Origin of the sequence: Georgenia sp. SYP-B2076 (assembly GCF_003991205.1) — a bacterium.
In the GTDB taxonomy this organism is placed as follows: Bacteria; Actinomycetota; Actinomycetes; order Actinomycetales; family Actinomycetaceae; genus Georgenia.
Genome location: NZ_RXOZ01000006.1, coordinates 61733 through 82635 on the forward strand (window position 1 = coordinate 61733; position 20903 = coordinate 82635).

General features: G+C 73.1%; 15 protein-coding genes. 7 read left to right on the forward strand and 8 right to left on the reverse strand.

Annotation, left to right across the window (positions count from 1 at the left end):
* Window positions 1–18 precede the first annotated feature (18 nt).
* The 7 genes from EJK16_RS03440 to EJK16_RS03470 all read left to right on the forward strand — a co-directional run bounded on the left by EJK16_RS03440 (window position 19) and on the right by EJK16_RS03470 (window position 11527).
* The gene (locus tag EJK16_RS03440; protein WP_127126370.1) at window positions 19–543 is read left to right on the forward strand and encodes an NUDIX hydrolase; all 525 of its coding nucleotides are present in this window, start codon (window positions 19–21) and stop codon (window positions 541–543) included.
* An 11-nt stretch (window positions 544–554) separates the two neighbouring features.
* A complete protein-coding gene (locus EJK16_RS03445) occupies window positions 555–2921 on the forward strand; it encodes a DUF6049 family protein (protein WP_127126372.1) in 2367 nt (788 codons plus the stop codon).
* A 2-nt stretch (window positions 2922–2923) separates the two neighbouring features.
* The gene (gene murJ, locus EJK16_RS20015; RefSeq protein ID WP_164737185.1) at window positions 2924–7294 is read left to right on the forward strand and encodes a murein biosynthesis integral membrane protein MurJ; all 4371 of its coding nucleotides are present in this window, start codon (window positions 2924–2926) and stop codon (window positions 7292–7294) included.
* Between the two features lie 142 nt (window positions 7295–7436).
* A complete protein-coding gene (gene trxB / locus EJK16_RS03455; RefSeq protein WP_127126376.1) occupies window positions 7437–8447 on the forward strand; it encodes a thioredoxin-disulfide reductase in 1011 nt (336 codons plus the stop codon).
* 77 nt (window positions 8448–8524) lie between these two features.
* Entirely contained in the window at window positions 8525–8851 is a 327-nt protein-coding gene (trxA, locus tag EJK16_RS03460; protein ID WP_127126378.1) for a thioredoxin, read from the forward strand.
* A gap of 268 nt (window positions 8852–9119) precedes the next feature.
* Window positions 9120–10481 carry a PLP-dependent aminotransferase family protein gene (locus EJK16_RS03465; protein ID WP_127126380.1) on the forward strand — a complete coding sequence of 454 codons (1362 nt, stop codon included), beginning with the start codon at window positions 9120–9122 and terminating at the stop codon, window positions 10479–10481.
* A gap of 14 nt (window positions 10482–10495) precedes the next feature.
* A complete protein-coding gene (locus EJK16_RS03470; RefSeq protein ID WP_127126382.1) occupies window positions 10496–11527 on the forward strand; it encodes a D-alanine--D-alanine ligase in 1032 nt (343 codons plus the stop codon).
* A gap of 264 nt (window positions 11528–11791) precedes the next feature.
* Here EJK16_RS03470 and EJK16_RS03475 read toward each other — a convergent pair whose 3' ends face one another.
* The 8 genes from EJK16_RS03475 to rpmH all read right to left on the reverse strand — a co-directional run bounded on the left by EJK16_RS03475 (window position 11792) and on the right by rpmH (window position 20743).
* The gene (locus EJK16_RS03475) at window positions 11792–13270 is read right to left on the reverse strand and encodes a ParB/RepB/Spo0J family partition protein (RefSeq protein WP_127126384.1); all 1479 of its coding nucleotides are present in this window, start codon (window positions 13268–13270) and stop codon (window positions 11792–11794) included.
* On the reverse strand, window positions 13267–14283 hold the full coding sequence (locus EJK16_RS03480) for a ParA family protein (protein WP_304999937.1): 1017 nt from the start codon (window positions 14281–14283) through the stop codon (window positions 13267–13269). Before EJK16_RS03480 ends, EJK16_RS03475 begins: the two co-directional genes overlap by 4 nt.
* Before the next feature lie 2982 nt (window positions 14284–17265).
* A complete protein-coding gene (gene rsmG, locus EJK16_RS03485) occupies window positions 17266–17889 on the reverse strand; it encodes a 16S rRNA (guanine(527)-N(7))-methyltransferase RsmG (RefSeq protein ID WP_240645747.1) in 624 nt (207 codons plus the stop codon).
* Window positions 17890–17942: 53 nt separating this feature from the next.
* Entirely contained in the window at window positions 17943–18470 is a 528-nt protein-coding gene (locus tag EJK16_RS03490; RefSeq protein ID WP_127126388.1) for a R3H domain-containing nucleic acid-binding protein, read from the reverse strand.
* 65 nt (window positions 18471–18535) lie between these two features.
* Window positions 18536–19696 (reverse strand): membrane protein insertase YidC, encoded by a 1161-nt coding sequence (gene yidC / locus EJK16_RS03495; RefSeq protein WP_127126390.1) that lies wholly within the window; start codon window positions 19694–19696, stop codon window positions 18536–18538.
* Between the two features lie 13 nt (window positions 19697–19709).
* Window positions 19710–20075, reverse strand: a complete 366-nt coding sequence (gene yidD, locus EJK16_RS03500; RefSeq protein WP_240645749.1) for a membrane protein insertion efficiency factor YidD — start codon at window positions 20073–20075, stop codon at window positions 19710–19712.
* 125 nt (window positions 20076–20200) lie between these two features.
* Window positions 20201–20596: a ribonuclease P protein component gene (gene rnpA / locus EJK16_RS03505; RefSeq protein WP_127126394.1), complete on the reverse strand. Its 396-nt coding sequence runs from the start codon at window positions 20594–20596 to the stop codon at window positions 20201–20203.
* Between the two features lie 9 nt (window positions 20597–20605).
* Window positions 20606–20743 (reverse strand): 50S ribosomal protein L34, encoded by a 138-nt coding sequence (rpmH, locus tag EJK16_RS03510; RefSeq protein ID WP_098483823.1) that lies wholly within the window; start codon window positions 20741–20743, stop codon window positions 20606–20608.
* Window positions 20744–20903 lie beyond the last annotated feature (160 nt).

Sequence of the window (20903 nt, forward strand, 5' to 3'; positions counted from 1 at the left end):
CATCATTACAGTGGCCACATGCCTGCCGCCTTCCCCGTGCCGCGCCCCCGGGCTCCGCGGCCTCCGCGGAGCCGGCTCGTGAACACGCGCTCGAGCATCCTGCCGGTGGTGGACGAGACCTCCGCGGGGGGCCTGGTCGTCGATGTCGTCGAGGGCCGCGCCTTCACCGCCGTCATCGCCCGCCGCAACCGGGCCGGACGCCTCGAGTGGTGCCTGCCCAAGGGGCACCTCGAGGGCGAGGAGACCCCCGAGGAGGCCGCCGTGCGCGAGATCGCCGAGGAGACCGGGATCACCGGCCGCATCCTGCGCCACCTCGCCACCATCGACTACTGGTTCGCGGGGACCGACCGCCGGGTGCACAAGGTCGTCCACCACTTCCTGCTCGAGGCCACCGGGGGCGTGCTGACCATCGAGAACGACCCCGACCACGAGGCGGAGGACGTCGCGTGGGTGGAGCTGACCGAGGTGGCCTCGCGGCTCGCGTACCCGAACGAGCGGCGCGTGGTCGCCACCGCGCGGGACGTGCTGGCCGGTCGCGCATGAGGCGCAGACGGGTGTGGGCACGCCCGGTCGCGACGCTGGCCGCCGCCGTCACGGCGCTGCTCGGCCCCGCGCTGACCGCGGCCCCCGCGGCAGCGGCCCCAGCCGCCGGTACCTCGACCTTGGCAGCGGCCCCGGCCGCCGGCGCCTCGGCCGTGACCGCGAGTGCGACGCCGACGATCGGCACGCAGGGCGCCGCCACGCCCGACGGCGGCGCCGGGGCGCGCACCGCGCCCTCGCCCGAACCCACCGGATCGGCCGCCGACGCCCCGGACAGGGCGACCCGGAACGCCGCCGCGGAGGGCCTGGACGTCGAGATCACCGACATCGGGCCCGCCGTCCTGCGCCCGGGCCAGCGCCTCACCGTGCGCGGGACCGTGGCCAACACCACCGGCAAGGACGTCGCCTCCCCGGAGGCCCTGCTGCGCGTGCAGCGCTCGACGCCGATCTCCCGCTCCACGCTGCAGCGCTGGCTGGAGCCCGACTCTGTCTTCGCCACCGTCGTGGTCGCGCGCCACGAGCTGCCGGCGGCGCTGCCCGCCGGGTCGAGCGCGACGTTCATGTTCGACGTCGCCCCCGAGGAGCTCTCGCTCGGCGAGGGCGCGTCCGCATGGGGGCCGCGCGGCATCGAGGTGGCGGTGGACGACGCCTCGGGCACCGCCGACGAGGACGGCCGGGACCGCTCCTTCATGCTCTGGTACCCCGACATCGCGATCGAGCCCACGCCGGTGGGCGTGCTCGCCCCGGTGGTCCCGACCGCGGCCGAGCGCACCCGTGCCCTCACGGACGGCACGGACGTCGCCACGGCCGCGGCGCAGCGGCTGGTCCCCCTCCTCGGGGCCCTGGACCAGCCCGGCGTGACGGTCGCGGTCGACGGGATGCTGCTGACCCCCGGCGCCGGCGCGATGCCCGACGCCGACGGCGGCCCGGGCGTCGCCCCCGCCACGTCCGCCCCGACTGCGGCCGCGAGCCCCACCGCGCCGGACTCGCCGCCGCCGCCCGAGCCCCCGGCCGCCGCGAGGTCCGGCCCGGCGGCTTCGCCGGCCGCGGCAGACCTGCTCGGGGCCATCACCGCGCTGACCCAGGACGGCCGGGAGGTCGTCGCGCTGCCGTGGGCCGACGCGGACGTCACCGCCCTCGCCCACGCCGGCCGCGAGGACCTCCTCGTCGCGGCGCAGGAACGTTCCGCCGCCGCCGCGACCGCCGCCGGCCTGGAGGTGCGCTCCGACATCGCGTGGCCCGCGGGATCGCTGCCCGACCAGGAGACCGCCGACCTCGCCGCGGCCACCGGCGCGGCCGCCGTCGTCCTGCCGTCCACCTCGCTGACCCCGGAGCAGGCCCTGACGTACACCCCGGCCGGCCGGGCGGACCTGCCGGTCGACGAGGGCGGCGAGGCCCTGCCGGCCGTGCTGGTCGACGAGCGCGCCTCGGCCGTCCTGGCCGGTCAGCTCCTGCCGCGGCTGAACGCCGCCGACGGCGACATCACGGACCTGGACGCCCTCGCCGTGCGCCAGCTGCTCCTCGCCGACACCGCCGTCATCGCCCGCGAGCGACCCAACGACCCCCGCCCCCTCATGATCTCCCTGCCCCGGAGCTTCCACGGCTCCCCGGAGAGCGTCTCGGGCGCCCTCGCGGCGCTGGCGACGGCGCCCTGGGTCACCCCCTCGGCCGTCTCGGACCTGGCCGGCGCGGACGCCCCCACGCTCGCGCGCAGCCCGCTGCCGGAGAAGGAGGTGGGCCGGGGCGAGGTGGGCGCCGGCCTGCTCAACCGGATGGCGGGCACGCTCGCGCGGGCGGAGTCGTTCGGCGCCATCACCGCCGACTCCGACGCCCTCCTGGCGCCCTACGCCGCCGTGCTGGCCTCGGCCCTGTCGGTGTCCTGGCGCGCGGACCCGGACGGGCGTGAGGCGCTCGTCGACGACGTCCGGTCCGCCGTCGGCGACCTGGACTCCAAGGTGGCCGCGCTGCCCTCCTCCACGGTCAACCTCATCAACTCCTCGGCGAGGATCCCCATCAACGTGCGCAACGACCTCGACGTCGACGTCGACGTGCAGGTCATGCTCACGCCGACCGACCAGCGCCTCCAGGCGCCCGAGCCCGTCCCGCTGACCGTCCCGGCGGACTCCCAGGCGACGGCGCACGTGCCGGTCCGGGCCGTGGGCAGCGGCGACCTCCCCGTCGAGGTCCAGCTGCTCACGCCGCAGGGCCGCGACGTCGGCACGCCGACCGAGCTCCAGGTGCGGGTCCGCGCCGACTGGGAGAACGTGGGCACGGCGGTGGTCGCCGGGGTCCTGGTGGTCATGCTCGTCGCCGGCATCGTGCGCACCGCCCGCCGCGGCCCGCGCATGGAGCAGGGCACGATGCCCGACCCGGAGGAATGAGCATGAGCGAGCCACGGCCCCGCGGGGTCGCCGGGTCCTCGGCGGTGATGTTCGCCGGCACCCTCGTCTCCCGCCTGCTCGGCGTGGTGCGCAGCCCGCTGCTGCTCGGCGCCGCCATCGGCATCAACACCGGCGCCGCCAACGCGTTCGCCGTCGCCAACAAGCTGCCCAACATCATCTACATGCTCATCGCCGGGGGCGTGCTCAACGCGGTCCTGGTGCCGCAGATCGTGCGGGCGATCCGCCAGCACGACGACGGCGGCCAGGCCTACGTCAACCGGCTGCTGACCCTCGCCATCCTCGGCCTGGGCGCCCTGACGGCCCTGCTGACCGTCGGCGCGGGCGTCCTGGTGAGCCTGTTCGCCGGCACCCTGCCCCCGCAGTGGTACGACCTCGCCGTGACCTTCGGGTACTGGTGCATCCCGCAGGTCTTCTTCTACGGGATGTACACGGTCCTCGGGCAGATCCTCAACGCCCGCGGGAACTTCGGGCCGTACATGTGGGCGCCGGCCCTGAACAACGTCGTCGCGATCGCCGGCCTCGGGCTCTACCTCGCCCTCTTCGGCGGCGTCAGCGTGATCGACCCGACGGACTCGGGCCTGTGGTCCGCCAACCGCGTCGCCGTCCTGGCGGGCGCCGCCACGCTCGGCGTGACCGCGCAGGCGCTCGTGCTCATCCTGCCGCTGCGCCGGGCGGGCTTCCGCTACCGCCCGGACCTGCGGCTGCGCGGCTCGGGGCTCGGCCGCGCGGGCAAGGTCGCCACCTGGGTCTTCGCGGCGGTCGCGGCGGGCCAGATCAGCACCGTCATGATCTCCCGAGCCGCCGCACGCGCCTCCGCCCTGGGCGGCGACGCCCTGGGCGTGGCCGGCAACGCCGCGTACGACACCGCCTACCTCATCTACTCCCTCCCGACCTCCCTCGTGGTCGTCTCCATCGTCACGGCGCTGTTCACCCGCATGGCGGGCAACGCCGCCGGTAAGGACGTGGTCGCCGTCCGGGCGGACCTCTCCGTGGGCCTGCGGACCGTGGGCGTCTTCTCCGTCTTCGCGGCCGGCGCCCTGATGGTCCTGGCCCTCCCGGTCGTCCGGGTGATCACGGGCACGGTGACGTACGCGGAGGCGCAGTCCATCGCCCGCGTGGTGGTGGCGATGCTCGTCGGGCTCGTGGGTGTCGGGGCCTTCACCGTCGTGCAGCGCGTGTACTACGCCTTCGAGGACGCGCGCCAGCTGTTCTGGCTCCAGGTCCCCATGATCGCGATCGTCACGGTCGGGGCGGCCCTGTCCCAGCTGCTGCCGCCGGAGTGGACCGTGGTGGGCATCGGCGCCTCGATGTCGGTCTCGAACATCCTCGGCGCGGCCCTGACCTATCTCGGGCTGCGCCGCCACCTGCCCAGCCTCGACGGCGGCCGGGTGCTGCGCACCCACGTCCGGGTCGGGCTCGCCGCCGGCCCGGCCGCCCTGGTGGGCTGGGGCCTGCTGCACCTGCTGGGCACGAGCGGCGCGGAGCTGAGCGTCCTCGGGGCGCTGTGGCGGATCGCGGTCGTCGGGCTGGTGATGGCCGCGCTGTACGTCGTGCTTCTGCGCCGTCTGCACGTGGATGAGCTGGGCACCATCGCCCGGCCGGCCGGGCGCATGGTCGCCGCCGTGGGACGCCGGGCCTCCGGCCCGCTCGGCCGCCTCCTCGTCCGCCTGGGCACGGCGGCCGGCGGGGCCCCCACCGCCGGGCGCGCCGGAGGCGACCACGGCGGACCCGACGACGACGGCCCGGGGCCGGGCACCGGCCCCGGCGGGCCCGACGACGGGCCGAGCGGCCGTGGGCCGCTGGGCGGCGGCCCCGGCACCGGCGGCCCCGGACCGGATGACGGGCCCGACGACGGTCGCGGCCCGGGCGACAACGCATCGACCGACGTTCCCGCGCCGGAGCACGCCGCGCGCGCCGAGGCTACTGGTGGCGCCGGGGGCGCCACGCCGCCGCCACCAGGCTCAATGGTCGACGCTTCACGCGCCCCGCTGCGTACACTCGCCGAGGAGGGTCGCTCGGAGGCCCCGGGGCCGGGCAGGGGGATCGGGGTGCTGGACGTCGGCAAGGGGAACGCCGCCGGAGGGCTCCCGAGGGTCCTCGGCGGACGCTACGAGCTGCTGCGGTCGCTGTGGGCGACCGGCACCGGCGCGGCTCGCTGGAGCGCCCGGGACGGCATCCTCGAGCGCGAGGTCCAGGTGCTGGTGCTCCCGCCCGCCGGCCCGCACAACGCCGAGGTCCTCGACGCCGCGCGGCGTGCCTCGTTGGTGGAGGACCACCGCCTGCTCCGGGTCCTCGATGTCGAGGAGGATGGAGCCAGGTCCTTCATCGTCACCGACCCGGTCCAGGGCCCCGACCTCACGGCCCTCGCCGCGGACGGGGACGTGCCGATCGAGCAGGCCCGCGCCATCATCGGCGAGGTGGCCAGCGCGCTGGAGTCGGCCCGCCGCCACGGCGTGCGCCACCTGGCGCTGCGGCCCCCGAACGTGCACCTCACCCCCGACGGCCAGGTGCTGGTCACCGGGCTCGGGGTCGACGCGGCCCTGCGCGGGAACCTGGACCCCGACGAGTCGCCGCTGGAGGCCACCCGCCGCGACGCCGTCGACCTCGTGCGGCTCCTCTACCTGGCCATGACCGGGCTGTGGCCCTCACCCGCCGAGGACGGTGGCGCCCCCGCGCCCAGCGAGCTACGGGCCGACGTGCCGGCGGACCTGGACGACCTGTGCGTGCGCACCCTCGTGGAGGATGCCGGCCCGCGCAGCACGGGCGAGCTGATCCGGGAGCTGGCGCCCTGGGTCGACGTGGAGGCGCCCCGGCCCCCGCAGCCCGCCCCGGCCGCCACTGCCACGGCTGCCACTGCCGCCCCCGCCCCCGCCACGGGCGTCTCGGCCGCTCCGGCCACGGCCGCTCCGGCCACGGCCGCTGAGGCCGCCCTCGCCGCCGACGTCACCCCCACCGCCGTGCCCTCCGGGGCCACCCACGCCGCGGGCGCCTTCGTGGCGGGGTCCGCCATCGCGCCGTCCCCGGCCGGCGACGCGCCCGCGCCACCGGCCGACGCGACCGCACCGGCGGACGCCCAGGCACCGGCCGACGCCCCCGCCCCACCGGCCGACGCGCCGGCGCCGAGCGGCTCCGCCGCGGCACCGCTCGTGCTCACGCCCGAGGAGCCCGGCCTCTCCGACCTCCTCGCACCGCCGCCGCCCACCGCGCACGAGGACGCCCCGCCGCCCCCGCCGCCGGAGGCCGGGCAGGACGAAGCAGGCCCGCAGGGTGATGCCGGCGCCCCCGTCGCGCACACCTCAGACGCGGGCGGCGGCATCGTCACCGCGCCGCCCCCGCCGTCCGCGGCCCCCGCCCCCCGGGGCTGGGCGCCCCGCCGTCGCCGCACGCAGGCCGAGCCCCCCGAGTTCACCGAGATCCTTCACGCCGCCGCGGACGCCCCGGACACGACGCCCGCGCGGCACACCCCCACGACCGGCGCCATCGCCGGACTGGGCGTCCTCGCCGCCGACGCGGCCCGCAACGCGGCGTCGACGGTCGCCTCCGGCAGCCGGCGCGCCGCCGAGAGCACCAAGACCGCGGCCGGCTCGGCCCGGGAAGGCCTGGGCTCCGCGCTGACGGCCGGGAAGCAACGGCTCGAGCAGGTCGAGGCACGCCGCCAGGCCCGCACGCAGGAGCACGACGACCTCCTGCCCCACCAGCCCTACGAGGACGAGGTCGACGGCCCCGAGGTGCCGTTCAAGGAGCGCCGGATCGACCCCACGCGGATCGTGCTCGTCGGCCTCGCGGTCCTCGTGCTCGTGCTCCTCCTGATCTCCCTGCGCATCCTGTTCGCCCCGCCTGAGCCGGTGTCGTTGCCCACCCCTGCACCGAGCGTGGCGGCGAGCCCGGAGGCGTCTCCGGAACCGACCACCCCCACCCCGGCCCCGGTCGCCCCGGTTGTCGCGTCCCTCACGGCCCTCGATCCCCAGGGCGACGACGGCGAGAACCCCGAGCTGACCCCCCGCGCGCTCGACGGCGACCCGGCGACGATCTGGCGCTCCCGCTCCTACGCGAACCCGCAGTACGGGATGAAGGACGGCATCGGACTGGCCGTCAGGCTGGCGGCGCCCGCGCTGGTCAGCCGGGTGGAGCTGGACGTCCAGGGCGCCGGCGGCACCGTCCAGGTGCGCGCCACGTCCCCGGACACGCCGACCGAGGGCGCCGTGCTGGCCGAGGGCCCGATGGGGCCGGGCGCCGTGCTGACCTTCGAGCCGGTGGAGACGGACAGCCTCGTGCTGTGGTTCCCGGCCCTCCCGGAGGCGGACTCGGACGGGAAGAACCGCATCGAGCTCGCCGAGCTGCGGGTCGGCTGACGGCCGGCGCCGCGCCGTCCTCGCGCCTGGGCGCCGGGGAACATTGCGCCCGTACCATCTGTTGTCAGCACCAGAAGGGCCCAGGTGCCGCGCGCCCGCACCTGCCGCCTCCGAGCGCAACCACCGACCGAGCGAGGAACGCATGACGCAGGAGACCAGCACGCCCACCACGATCCACGACGTGATCATCGTCGGGTCCGGCCCGGCCGGGTACACCGCCGCGGTCTACGCCGCGCGTGCGAACCTGCGCCCGATCGTCTTCGCCGGCTCGGTCACCGCCGGCGGGGCGCTGATGAACACCACCGAGGTCGAGAACTTCCCCGGCTTCCCCGAGGGCGTCCTCGGCCCGCAGCTGATGGAGAACATGCAGAAGCAGGCCGAGCGCTTCGGCGCCGACGTCCGCTACGAGGACGTCGTCGCCGTGGACCTGGGCGGCGAGATCAAGACCGTGACCACCGACGACGACGAGACCTACTCGGCGCGCGCCGTCATCCTGGCCAACGGCTCGGCCTACAAGGAGATCGGCGTGCCCGAGGAGAAGCGCCTGTCCGGCCGGGGCGTGTCCTGGTGCGCGACCTGCGACGGCTTCTTCTTCCGCAACCAGCACATCATCGTCGTCGGCGGCGGGGACTCCGCGATGGAGGAGGCCACCTTCCTCACCCGCTTCGCCGACAAGGTCACCGTGGTCCACCGACGCGGCGAGCTGCGCGCCTCGAAGATCATGGCCGCCCGCGCCCTGGCGAACGAGAAGATCGAGTTCGCGTGGAACTCCGAGGTCGCCGCGATCAACGGCGAGACCAAGGTCACCTCGGTGACCCTGCGCGACACCGTCACCGGCGAGACCCGCGAGCTCGACGCGACGGGGGTGTTCGTCGCCATCGGCCACCGCCCCCGCACCGAGATCCTCGCCGGCCAGGTCGAGCTGGACGAGGCCGGGTACGTCGTCGTCGGCCACCCCACCACCGCCACCAACGTCCCAGGCGTGTTCGCCTGCGGGGACGCCGTGGACCACATCTACCGCCAGGCCATCACCGCCGCCGGCACCGGCTGCGCGGCGGCGCTGGACGCCGAGCGCTACCTCGCCGAGCTCGACGAGGCCGGCGAGCCCGCGCCGGACGCCTCCCAGACGCCCGAGGGCGCCGTCCTCGTCTGAGCCACCCCACGGACACGCCGGGCATCCGCACGCCCGGCGGCCCCGCCCTTCCCGTCCGCTTCCCCGAAGGAGAGAGCATGAGCACTGTCAACCCCGTCACAGACGCGACCTTCGACGCCGAGGTCCTGCAGTCCGACGTCCCCGTCCTGGTGGACTTCTGGGCCGAGTGGTGCGCGCCCTGCCGGCAGATGGCCCCGATCATCGACGAGATCGCCGCCGCGCACGGCGACGCGATGAAGTTCGTCAAGATCGACACCGACGCCAACCCGGACACGGCCCGCAAGTACGGCATCGTCTCCATCCCGACGTTCAACGTGTACAAGGGCGGCGAGCTCGTGAAGTCCGTCGTCGGTGGGCGCCCGAAGAAGGCGTTCGTCGAGCAGCTGAGCGAGTTCCTCTCCTGACCCGGGGCGCGCCGGCCTGACCGGCGCCCCGCGGGACCCCCACGCCCCATCCGCCTCGCGGCGGGTGGGGCGTCGTGGCGCCAGGCAGGGCGGCGTCGTCGCGCCCAGCCGGGGCTGCGTCGTCGTGCCCGGGCGGGGGCGCCCACTGCCGCGGGCACGACGCGGGCGACCGCTGGGCGAGGCGGTTGTGCCCGCCCCCCGTCCGCAGTGGCAGACTGCATCGAGTCGGTCACGGTAGGCGTGGCCGTCGACTCCGAGGAGAACGACGATGAGCACACTGGGTGCGCAGACAGGTCCGGGCGAGCACAGCAGGCATGGCGCCGCCGCTGCTGCTGCCGCCCAGGCCGGCACCCGGCTCGACCAGTGGTTCTCCAGCTACGCCGACCGCGCCCACGGCATGCGCGCCTCCGAGGTGCGCTCCCTCTTCGCCGTCGCGAACCGGCCCGAGGTCGTCTCCCTCGCCGGCGGCATGCCCAACATCGACGGGCTCCCGCTCGAGCACATCGCCGAGATGACCGCGAAGCTGCTGCGCGAGCGTGGCACCCGGGCCCTGCAGTACGGCGGCGGGCAGGGCGAGGAGGAGCTGCGCGAGCAGATCGTCGAGGTGATGCGCTACGACCACGTCGCCGCCCACCCCGACGACATCGTGGTCACCACAGGCTCGCAGCAGGCGCTGGACCTGGTGACGGAGATCTTCATCAACCCCGGTGACGTCATCGTCGCCGAGGCGCCGAGCTACGTCGGGGCCCTGGGGGTCTTCCGCGCCTACCAGGCCGACGTGGTCCACGTGACGATGGACGACGACGGCCTGGTGCCCGCCGACCTCGACCGCACCCTCACCGAGCTGGAGCGCGCCGGCCGCACGGTGAAGTTCCTCTACACGGTCCCCAACTTCCACAACCCCGCGGGGGTGAGCCTGTCGCTGGAGCGCCGCCCCCAGATCGTGGAGATCTGCCGGCGCCACCACGTCCTCATCCTCGAGGACAACCCGTACGGGCTGCTCGGCTTCGACGGCGACCCCATGCCGGCGCTGAAGAGCTACGACCCGGACGGCGTCGTCTACCTCGGGTCGTTCTCCAAGACGTTCGCGCCCGGCTACCGCGTCGGCTGGGCCGCCGCCCCCCACGCGGTGCGCGAGAAGCTCGTGCTGGCCAGCGAGTCCGCGATCCTCTCGCCGACGATGATGGGCCAGCTGTCCATCTCCAGCTACCTGAGCACCTTCGACTGGTACGGGCAGGTCAAGGAGTACCGCCAGATGTACCGGGAACGCCGCGACGCCATGCTCTCGGCGCTGGCGGAGTTCCTGCCCGGGGCGCGGTGGACGGTCCCCGACGGCGGGTTCTACACCTGGGTGACGCTCCCCGAGGGCCTCGACGCCCAGGCGATGCTGCCCCGCGCGGTCACGAACCTCGTCGCCTACGTCTCCGGCACGGCGTTCTACGCGGACGGCCAGGGCCGCGGCCACATGCGCCTGTCCTTCTGCTACCCCACCCCAGCGCGGATCCGTGAGGGCGTGCGCCGCCTGTCCACCGTCGTGCGGGCCGAGGCCGAGCTGGTGGACATGTTCGGCACCACGCCGCACGCCCGGCGCGGCGACAGCGTCGAGATCCCGTCTCCCGACCAGGTCTGAGCGGAAGGAAGTTGATGAGCGAGCACACCGACGACGCCACCCCCACGGAGGGGACCCCGGACGCCGCCCCGCGCGCTGAGCGGCCGGACGTCGACCCGGCGGCCTCGGACCGCCTGACGGTGGCGATCCTGGCCGGCGGGCTCTCCCACGAGCGTGACGTGTCGCTGCGCTCGGGCCGCCGGGTCGCCGCCGCGCTGCGGGACAAGGGTGTGCACGTCGAGGTGCTCGACGTCGACGCGGCCCTGCTGCCGACGCTCAAGACCCTGGCCCCGGACGTCGTGTGGCCGTTGCTGCACGGCTCCACGGGCGAGGACGGCTCACTGCAGGACCTCCTCGCCCTGCTGCGCCTGCCGTACGTGGGGACGCTGGCGGCCGGCTGCCGCCTCGCCTCCCGGAAGCCGGTGGCCAAGTCGGTGCTCCGCGCGGCCGGGCTGCCGACACCGGACTACGTGGCGCTGCCGCAGTCGCTCTTCCGTGAGGTCGGCGCCCGGGCGGTGCTGGCGGCCGTCGAGGCGCGCCTGGAGCTGCCGCTGGTGGTCAAGCCGGCCAGCGGCGGCTCCGCCCTCGGGGTGACCATGGTGACGAGCCAGGAGCAGCTGCCGGAGGCCATGGTCGCCTGCTTCGCCTACGGCGACGAGGCGCTCATCGAGCGTGCCGTGACGGGCACCGAGGTCGCCGTGTCCGTCGTCGACCTGGGCGACGGCCCCCGCGCGCTGCCGCCCGTCGAGGTCGTCACCGACGGCGCGTACGACTACGACGCGCGCTACAACGCCGGGCGCAGCCAGTACTTCGTGCCCGCGCGCCTCGACGAGGAGCAGACCCGCGCGGTGTGCGACCTCGCCGTCGCCGTGCACCGCACGCTGGGCCTGCGTCACCTCTCCCGCACCGACATGATCCTCGACGAGGACGGCACCGCCTGGTTCCTGGACGTGAACGTCGCCCCCGGCATGACCGAGACCTCGCTGTTCCCCCAGGCCGCCCAGGCCGACGCCGGAACCCTCGAGGACCTCTACCTCGCGATCGTCGAGGCCGCCCGCCGCTCCTGACGGCGCGCTCGGCTCCTGATGGCCCGCTCGGTCCGGACCGAGCGGGCCGACCCCACGTAACCCGGCGACGCCGTCCGATTTAGGCTGCAGGTCCCCGCGCCGGTCCTATCGCCGCCGCTAGGTTCGGCAAAGCGCGGGCGAGACGCGCCTGACATGCCTCGCGCCGCCCGCCCGTAACGCACGTGGTGTGCGCGCCACCGGCCGCCCGCCACGGTACGGGCGACCGGTCCGTGCCCGGTTCGTGCGTGGTCCCCGGACGCCCCGTCAGGCGTCCTGTGTCGCGCCCTCCGGGGCGACGTGCCCCTCCCCGGGGGCCAGCACGTCGAGGATGCGGTTGAGGTCGTCGAGGGTGGCGAACTCGATCGCGATCCGGCCCTTGCGCTGACCGAGGTTCACCTTGACGCGGGTGTCGAGACGGTCCGCGAGCCGGGTGGCGAGGTGGTTGAGCGCCTCGGCGTGCGTGCCGGCCCTGGGGCGGCGGCGCATCTCGGGCGCCGTGGGCTCGTCGCCGAGGGCGACGATCTCCTCGGTGGCCCGCACGCTGAGGCCCTCGGCGACGATCTTCTGCGCGAGCCGCTCCATCGCCGCGCCATCGGCCAGGCCCAGCAGGGCGCGGGCGTGACCGGCGGACAGCACGCCGGCGGCGACGCGGCGCTGGACGAGCGGCGGGAGCTTGAGCAGCCGCAGGGTGTTGGAGATCTGGGGACGGGACCGTGCGATCCGGTTCGCCAGCTCGTCGTGGGTGCAGCCGAAGTCCTCGAGCAGCTGCTGGTAGGCGGCCGCCTCCTCGAGGGCGTTGAGGTCGGCCCGGTGGAGGTTCTCGAGCAGGGCGTCACGCAGGAGGTCACCGTCGCTGGTGTCCCTGATGATCGCGGGCACGGTCTCGTTGCCGGCCTGCCCGGACGCGCGCCAGCGGCGCTCGCCCATGATGAGCTCGAACCGGGCCTCGGGGGCGTCGTCGACCGGGGCCGTGAGCGCACGGACGACGACGGGCTGAAGCACCCCGACCTCGCGGATGGACGCCGCGAGCTCCTCGAGGTCCTCCTCGTCGAAGACCTGGCGGGGCTGCCGCGTGTTCGGGACGATCTGGTTGAGGGGCAACTCGGCGAAGGTGGCGCCGGGGACGGGGACCAGTCCGTCGTCGGGCTCCTGCTCGGCGGGGGTGCTCTCGGGCTCGACCGTCCTCGCCGCCGGTGCCGCATCGGGTGCGGCGTCGGGTGCGGCGTGGCCGGTCGGCGCCGAGGCCGCGGACGCCGGGTCCTCGGCCGGCAGCGTCAGGGTGGGCGGGTCCGTCACGGCGGGCGTCACGGTGCTCTCGGCCGGGGCGGGCGCAGTGGATGCGGGGACGCCTCCGCCGGCGGTGACCGACTCGGCCGTCGGACCATCGGCCGCGGCGGGCTCCTGGGCCGGCGCGGGCTTCGTGGCGGCCTTCGCCCGGGCCGACGTGGCTGCCCGCCGGGACCGCGCGGCGGCGCTCTGGGACTTGGACCGTGAGGTGGTGCTGGGCTCCATGAGGGCCCGGGCCGCGGTGCTGGCGGCGCTCCGCCGCGTGGCTCCCTCGGCCTTCGCTGCGGCCTCCTCGGCGTCCAGATCGGCGGAGGCCGCTTCGTCGCCCGACGAGGCCGTGACCGAGGACGGGGGGAAGAACACGTCGACCGGCCGGGCCACGCTCGCCGACTGGCCGGGCCCGCTGGGGATGAGTGCGCCGATACCGCGCCCGAGCCCCCGCCGCTTCTCACTCATCGGTTCTCCTCCTCGGCCGCAGCCGCGTTCGTGACGTGGTTGGTGGAGCCGGCTCCGCGGTGAGCAATCTCCTGCGCGGCCTCCTGGTAGGCGAGCGCCCCGCTGGAGCCGGGGTCGTACGTCAGGACGGTCTGTCCGTAGCTCGGGGCCTCGGAGATGCGTACCGATCGGGGGATGCTGGCGCCGAGCGTCTCGGCCGGGAAGTGCTCCCTGACCTCGTGGGCGACCTCGCGTGCGAGGTTGGTGCGCCGGTCGAACATGGTGAGGATGATGGTGGAAACGTGGAGGGCCTTGTTGAGATGGCCCCTGATGAGCTCGATGTTCCGCAGGAGCTGGGAGAGGCCTTCTAGCGCGTAGTACTCGCACTGGATGGGGATCATCACCTCCTGCGCTGCGACGAAGGCGTTGATGGTCAGGAGGCCCAGGCTGGGTGGGCAGTCGATGAGGACGTAGTCGAGGCGCGGCAGACCCTGCGCGGCCCGCCAGGCCAGGTAGGTCCGAACCGCGCTGCGGAGCCTGTTCTCCCTGGCGACCATCGACACCAGCTCGATCTCCGCGCCGGAGAGGTCGATGGTCGCGGGCGCGACGATGAGGCCGGGGATCGCCTCGCAGGGCTGGATCACGTCCGCCAGCGCCGTGTCGTTGATGACGACGTCGTAGATGGACGGGACTCCGGCGTGGTGGTCGATGCCCAGCGCGGTGGAGGCGTTGCCCTGGGGGTCGTTGTCGATCACCAGGACGTTGAGGCCGCCGGTCGCGAGGGAGGCGGCGATGTTGACGGTCGTGGTGGTCTTTCCCACGCCGCCCTTCTGGTTCGCGATGGTGAAGATCCGCGTCTCGGCGGGCTTGGGGAAGCGGGCACCCTGCAGCATGATGCGACGGCGGGCGTCCTGGGCAAGCTGGGCCGCGAGCGGGGTGGACTCGTCGGTATCGGGGACGCTGCGGAGAAGTGCAGCTCGGCGCCTCTCGTCAGGCTCGACAGGCTGCTGGCCCCCGTTCGTGCTCTCAGACACGCCTGTTTCGTCCTGCGGAGGCACGGCGTCCCCTTCGTTCGGTGTCGTGGGCGTTTCCCATCGTAATCGTCGCCGCCGGGATCCCCGGCAACGCGCACCGTGAGTCGTGTTTCACGTGAAACCGCGCTCGTTTACATACTCATCGGTGTGCGGGCGCCCGCGACCGCGGCCGCGACCGGGCCAGTAGACACCGGCCCGCGTTCATGTCTCGAGCCAAAGCCACTGGCGGGCCGGACATACCGGAACCAGGCGCTCCTGGACAGCGCCTTCCGGTTTCACGTGAAACAACCCATCCGCGTCGCAGCCACTCGCCGTGCCGACCAGAGCGTCCGGCGCCAGGGCAGCGGCTGGGGGCAATGCCCGTGGTTGGCGTACCCGGCCGGCCTCCCGGTGCGCCGCCCCGCTGGCGGGATGCGGACCTGCCTGTCAGCTACGGCGGGGGGATATGTCCGGAGGGGGGCAGGACGCTGCATACACACGCCTCGTGCATGCGTTCGTAAAAGGGGCGCCCCTCAGGGTGGCACAAAGCAAAGGAACGGACATCACGAATCCGACGGTGCTCGAACACTATTCGGTCCCAATACCAGCGGCTGGCACCTCACGAATGTCCATATGAGATACGGACGCCCTCCTTTTGGCCCGATATGCTGGGCGCGCTCCTGCGTCAAGCCGTCGGCATCTACGTGGCCCCCTACCGCCCGGACCATGCCATGCGGAACTCCCCGGCAAGTTCCTGGACTGCGGCTCAGGGCCGGGATCGCCGCCCGTTCCATGTGTGGCCGGGAGTGTCGTTTCACGTGAAACAACGCCCGCCATTGTTCGTGCGTACAACGCTCATGGGATGCAGTGCGGAGTTCGCCGCGCTGCCACTCCTCTGCGAAAGTTTTCAGTGGCCTGGCGTCAGTCGGACATTTTCAGTGGTCCGGCGTCAGTCGGAGCGGTCAACATGTAGGCGCGCTCCCTCACTGGCGAAGGCTTGGTTCCACGTGAAACGTTGCTCGCTTTACCGGCGGCGCTCTCAGTCGAGACCTCAGCGCCCTCGGCTTCCATCCACGCAGTTCTCGCTCTCCGTCGCGCCATACGCGGCCCGCGCCGGAGCCCTTAGGAGCACACGCGCTGCCGGAAAGGGGATCACGATTGCTCCCCACGCCGTCTTGCACATGGCGCATTGGGAGCCATGTTTGCGTACAGGTCGCGGGGGCTACGTCTCGATACCACGAAAAGCGAGCCCGGACGCGGCGCAGGCCGTCCACCCCGGCTGGCGTCCCCGCCATGCTCGTGTTTCACGTGAAACACCCTGCCCACTACGGGCACAGCAATGGTTCCCATTAGCTCCCAGCCCTCCTCGAGGCGAAAAGGGCAATCTCATTTGGCGGCGCGTGACCAAGTGGCTTCTTTGTCCCGGGCAACCGGGCGACACGCCGACCGAGGATCTGGCGACGGGGAACCGCCGACACGGCGAGCCGGCACCCTCGCCGTGTCGACGCGTCACTCCAGAAGGTGGCGCGGCGCCGGTCACTCCCTGGGTGGTGAGTTGCTGCGCGTAGCTGGCCTGCCGGCCCGTGCGGGATGGCGCGCCAGATCGCCGGCGAAGCGCTCGTTCCACGTTTCACGTGAAACATGCGCAACAGGGTTCCGCGCGGCGCGGCCACGCCATCATTCCGACAACCACGTAGGCCGCCGGGATCCAACGCCGCAGTGTCCTGCACGACGAGGAGCGGATTAGCTCGGCCGAGCGCCTTACTTCGTTTCACGTGAAACAGCGAGTCACAAGACCTGGTCGACAGCTTCTCCCGGATCCTCCGCATGCGGGCGTCCCATCAAGCGGTTGCGCCTGTCCTGTATGACCTGGAACGGCAGCGGCTGCGGCGAGATCACACCCATGTGTCGGCGACTCGAGCGGTCCGGCGCCGGCATGGGTGTGTCGTGGTCGCGCGCAGCCGCTGGGGTCCGCTGCGCAGCCGCTCTCGAAGTTGCACTTGCCAGGGGGAACAGGGCCCGTGCGAATGGTCGGCACGCTGCGACCATTCGCTGCCTTCACACGTGAGGGAGGCGACCACGATGGTGCACCGTGCGAAGCTTGAACCCCTCGTCCGAAAGCAACCAAGTAGGTCTTTCGGGTGTCTGCTCGCGGTGCAGACCGCCGTGGGCCCCGGCTGCAGCCCCACCCGCGCACCGCGAACGCGTCGGGCAGGGCCCGACTCCTGTGGCGCGGCATGTCGTTCTGCCACGTCGTCGTTGCACCGCCCGCATCGACTTCGCGCGCGGCTCGGAACACGAGGCGACGGTCTCGTTGGGCGCGCGGCACTCTCGGCGACGCGAGCAGCGGCGCGCGATTGCGGAACCGCGGACGCGCGTTCGCCCGCGGCAGCCAGGTCGTGCGGCGGGCCCCGGCGGCGGCAGCTCATCGTGAGCGGGATCCCTGCTCCTGATGCGCTACCCCGCCACGGAGGAACCACAAGATGCCGTGCGGCAATGTACTACCGAACGACGACCGCTGGATGGCCACAGTCCGCGCGCTTAGCGACGTGGCAACCCTGCGGCGCTAGGCCACAATCCGTGGACGCCGCGGCGGTCGAGCTTGCAGCGCGCCACATAGAACGCCCGGTGTTTCACGTGGAACCCGGGCGCACACTGCCTGCGCCGCGGACGATACGAGGGCCGGCCCCTCGCTACACCCGGGGCCGCACACCGACTTCCGCTGCCGGGACATCAATGCACGCGAGGTCACGCTGCCCATCCCTGCCGCGCGCCGATTATGCTCCCACCCTTGGGCGCCTGCACTGTAGTACGAATCCGCAATGCGGTCGTAGATCTCGGTGTTTCACGTGAAACACCGGGGGGCGGCAGGTGCAGATGTGATCTGGCTCACACAGAATGCCGTCGCGGCGCCCCCCTCAGACGAGAACCGTTCCCAGATGCGCCGCGGCGGGCTTCGTCGCAGCCGCACCGGCGCGCGGGTCTCACGCGCCGGGCCGCGCGTCACCCGCGCTTGGTCGCGACGACCACCGACGTCGCCTCGCTGTCGGGAACGGGCCTGACCTCATGCACCTCGGTCGCCACGATGCCGAGCTTCTTGAGCACGTACTTGGCCTCCTCGACCTCCTCGGCGGCCCGCCTGCCCTTGAGGGCCACGAGGGCCCCGCCCGGCCGGACGAGCGGCACGGACCAGCGGGCCAGCTTGTCCATCGCGGCCACGGCCCGCGCGGTGACGACGTCGAACGTGGCCTTCTTGTGCAGCTCCTCGGCCCTGGCGTGATGTAGCACCACGTTGTCCAGGTCCACCTCGTCCACGACGTCAGCGAGCCATACGGTGCGCCGCTCCATGGGCTCGATGAGATGCATCTCGAGATCGGGGCGCATCATCGCCAGCACGAGGCCCGGGAACCCGGCGCCGGACCCGACGTCCGCGACGGTGGCGTCCTCGGGCAGGAACGGGGCCAGGGCGGCGGAGTTGACCAGGTGCCTCGTCCACAGCCTGGGCAGCTCGTGCGGCCCGATGAGGCCCCGCAGCTCGCCCTCCTCCGCCAGCATCTGCGCGAAGTGCTCCACGGGCGCCCAGGCGAGCCCGAAGAGCTCCCGCATGGCATCCGTGGGGCGCTCCACGCCCTCGGAACCCCTCGCGTCCTCCGTCATGAGATGGCCACTCGCCGCCGCGCTCAGGCGGGCCGGATGACGACGTGACGGTTGGGCTCGACGCCCTCGGAGTCGCTGACGAGCCCCGCGTCCGCCACGACGTCGTGGACGACCTTCCGCTCGAAGGGATTCATGGGCGCCAGCGCGACCCGATCCCCGCTGCTGCGCACCTTGGAGACCGCCTCGTTGGCGACCTCCGTCAGCTCCGCCTTGCGGTTCTTCCGGTAGCCGGCGATGTCCAGCATGAGGCGGCTGCGTTCGCCCGTCTTCGCCTGCACGGCCAGCCGGGTGAGCTCCTGGACGGCGTCCAGAACCTCGCCGTCCTCGCCCACCAGACGCTTCAACCACCGGTCGCCGTCGTCCTCCGAGACGATCTCGACGGCCGCCCGGCCGTGGTCCACGTCGATGTCGATGTCACCGTCCAGGTCGGCGATGTCGAGCAGCTCCTCGAGGTAGTCCGCCGCGATCTCGCCCTCTTCCTCGAGCCGCTTGATCGTGCTGGAGCCGCGCGGGGCCTCTACGGTCTCTTCCTCGCTCACAGGTGTCCTCATCTCTTCGTCCCGCCCGTCACGGCAGGGGTGGTCAGGGCGCTTGCGCGGGCGCTCGGCCCAGCGTGCTACTTCTTCTTGCCCTTGCTCTGGGCCTTGCGCCGCGCCGCGGCGGCGCGGCGCTCGGCGGCGCGCTCGTCGTAACGCTTCTGCGCACGCTCGGAGGCGGTCAGGCCGTCCTTGCCGCGCACCTCGCCGTCGTCCTCGTCCTCGTCGGCGAGGTCGGAGGAGGCCGCCGAGACCCCCGACGCGGCCGCCAGGTCCGCCGGGCCGGTCCGCTTGGCCCGGTCCTTGCGCTTGGGCTGCACCCGCTGGCCCCCCTGGGGCCGCTCCACCTCGGAGGTCGCCTCCTGCTCCTCCGCGGGGGGCAGGCCCTTGCGTGCGCGCTTCTTCGCCAGGCGCTCGGCGCGCGCCTTGGCCGCCTCGGAGCCCGGGGCCGGCTGCTTGCGGATCGAGTAGAACTGCTGCCCCATCGACCAGAGGTTGGTGACCAGCCAGTAGATGAGTACACCGATGGGGAAGTTGACGCCCGAGAACGCGAAGATCAGCGGGAGGATGTACATCAGCATCTTCTGCTGACGCGCCATCGGGTTGTCCAGCGCCGACGCCGGCATGTTCTTCATCGTCAGCTGGCGCTGCGTGGTGAACGTGGTCACCGACATCAGGACGATGAGGACGACGGTGACGATCTTGACCGTCGGGTCCGTCGACGACATGAACGTCTCGGAGATCGGCGCACCCAGGAGGGTCGAGGACTCCGCCTGCTGCGCGAGCTGCTGGGTCAACGGACCGATGCTGTCGCGCACGTACTCACCTCGCGCGAGCGGCCCGAGGCTGCTGAGCACCCGGAAGAGCGCGAAGAAGATCGGCATCTGCAAAAGGATCGGCAGGCACGAGGCGAACGGGTTGGTCCCGTGCTGCCGGTACAGCGCCATCATCTCTTCCTGCATCTTCTGGCGCGACGCAGGGTCCGTCTTGTTCTTGTACTTCTTCTGCAGCTTCTGCATCTCGGGCTGGACGAGCTGCATCCCCCGGGAGGCCTTGATCTGTTTGAAGAACAGCGGGATCAGGAGGATCCGAATGACGATCACGAGACCGACGATCGAGAGGATCCACGCCCAGCCCGAGCCCGCGGACATCCCGAGGAACACGAGCAGGTCGTGCACCCGCACCATGATCCACGCGACCGCGACCATGATCGGGTACAGGATTGTGTCGAACCAGCCCATAACGTCCGTACTCCTAGTGATCCTGCGGCGCGGTGGTCCGCGCCCCCCGAGGTCCTGCACCGAGCGTACGGGTTTTCCCGACGTCGGTCGGCGCCGCGCTGCCCGAGGCGTCGTCCGCCTTTGCCGCGGCGAGGTCCCGATTCGACCAGTGGCCGCGCGGCGGAACGTGGTCGACGCCGCCCTTGCTCCACGGGTTGCACCGCAGCAGCCGCCACGCGCCGAGCGCCGCACCCTTGAGCAGCCCGTGCCGGCGCAACGCCGTCACGGCGTAGGCCGAGCAGGACGGGTAGTACTTGCACGTGCGCGGCAGCCACGGCGAGACGACGAGCTGGTAGGCCCGCACGAGCCCCAGCGCCAGCCACGTCAGCGGGTTGCGCACCCGCGCGTCCGTGTCTGACGAAGGAGCCTGGTTCGGCGCCCCAGTCCGGTCCGGCGTCGGCCCTGCGCCGTCGGACCCGCCGCCCCGGCCGCGCCGCTGCGCGACTGGTCGGGGTGGCCCGGCACTCATCCGCCCGCCCGCCCGGCCGGGCGTCGCCCGTCCGCGCGCCTGCGGGCAGCGAGCAGCGCGACGTCCAGGTCCCGCGCGAGGGCGTCGAACGGCGCTGTGGCGGCGCCGGGCAACGCCCGCACCACGACCCGGCAACCGGGTGGCAGCTGCGGGAGGCGGTCGCGCATGAGGGCCCGGAGGCGTCGCTTGACGTGATTGCGATGCACGGCGGTGCCCACGCTCTTGGGCACGATGAAACCGACCAGGACGGTGGAGCCGTCCTGGTCGGTCTCAGGGTGCTGACGGGCGAGCCTCAGGTGCACGACGACGCGGCTGGCGCCACTTCGGGCGCCACGGCGCACTGCGTCGGAGAAGTCATCCGATCGACGCATGCGGTGCCGGGCCGGCAGCACCGTCCTAGCTCACGCAGAAAGCTCGGAACGCCCCTTGCGACGGCGCGCAGAAAGGATGGCGCGGCCGGCGCGGGTGCGCATCCGCAGACGGAACCCGTGCACCTTGGCCCGGCGCCGGTTGTTCGGCTGGAAAGTCCGCTTGCTCACGGCATTACTCCAAAACGGTCGGTGATTCTCATGAGGCGCCGCCACGTCCTGGCAGTGCACGATCGTCGCCGTCGGAGACGGAGCCCGGCACCCACGAAACCTGTTCGCGGGCACACCAGATCGTCCGTCGAGACGGCTTCCCTACGGTACGTGAGCGGAC

Bases quoted from the DNA above. Each gene is read 5' to 3' on its own strand.
- EJK16_RS03490 (WP_127126388.1), bottom strand. From the start codon at position 18,470: ATGAGGACACCTGTGAGCGAGGAAGAGACCGTAGAGGCCCCGCGCGGC.
- trxA (WP_127126378.1), top strand. From the start codon at position 8,525: ATGAGCACTGTCAACCCCGTCACAGACGCGACCTTCGACGCCGAGGTC.
- EJK16_RS03470 (WP_127126382.1), top strand. From the start codon at position 10,496: ATGAGCGAGCACACCGACGACGCCACCCCCACGGAGGGGACCCCGGAC.
- trxB (WP_127126376.1), top strand. From the start codon at position 7,437: ATGACGCAGGAGACCAGCACGCCCACCACGATCCACGACGTGATCATC.
- murJ (WP_164737185.1), top strand. From the start codon at position 2,924: ATGAGCGAGCCACGGCCCCGCGGGGTCGCCGGGTCCTCGGCGGTGATG.
- EJK16_RS03475 (WP_127126384.1), bottom strand. From the start codon at position 13,270: ATGAGTGAGAAGCGGCGGGGGCTCGGGCGCGGTATCGGCGCACTCATC.
- EJK16_RS03465 (WP_127126380.1), top strand. From the start codon at position 9,120: ATGAGCACACTGGGTGCGCAGACAGGTCCGGGCGAGCACAGCAGGCAT.
- EJK16_RS03440 (WP_127126370.1), top strand. From the start codon at position 19: ATGCCTGCCGCCTTCCCCGTGCCGCGCCCCCGGGCTCCGCGGCCTCCG.
- yidC (WP_127126390.1), bottom strand. From the start codon at position 19,696: ATGGGCTGGTTCGACACAATCCTGTACCCGATCATGGTCGCGGTCGCG.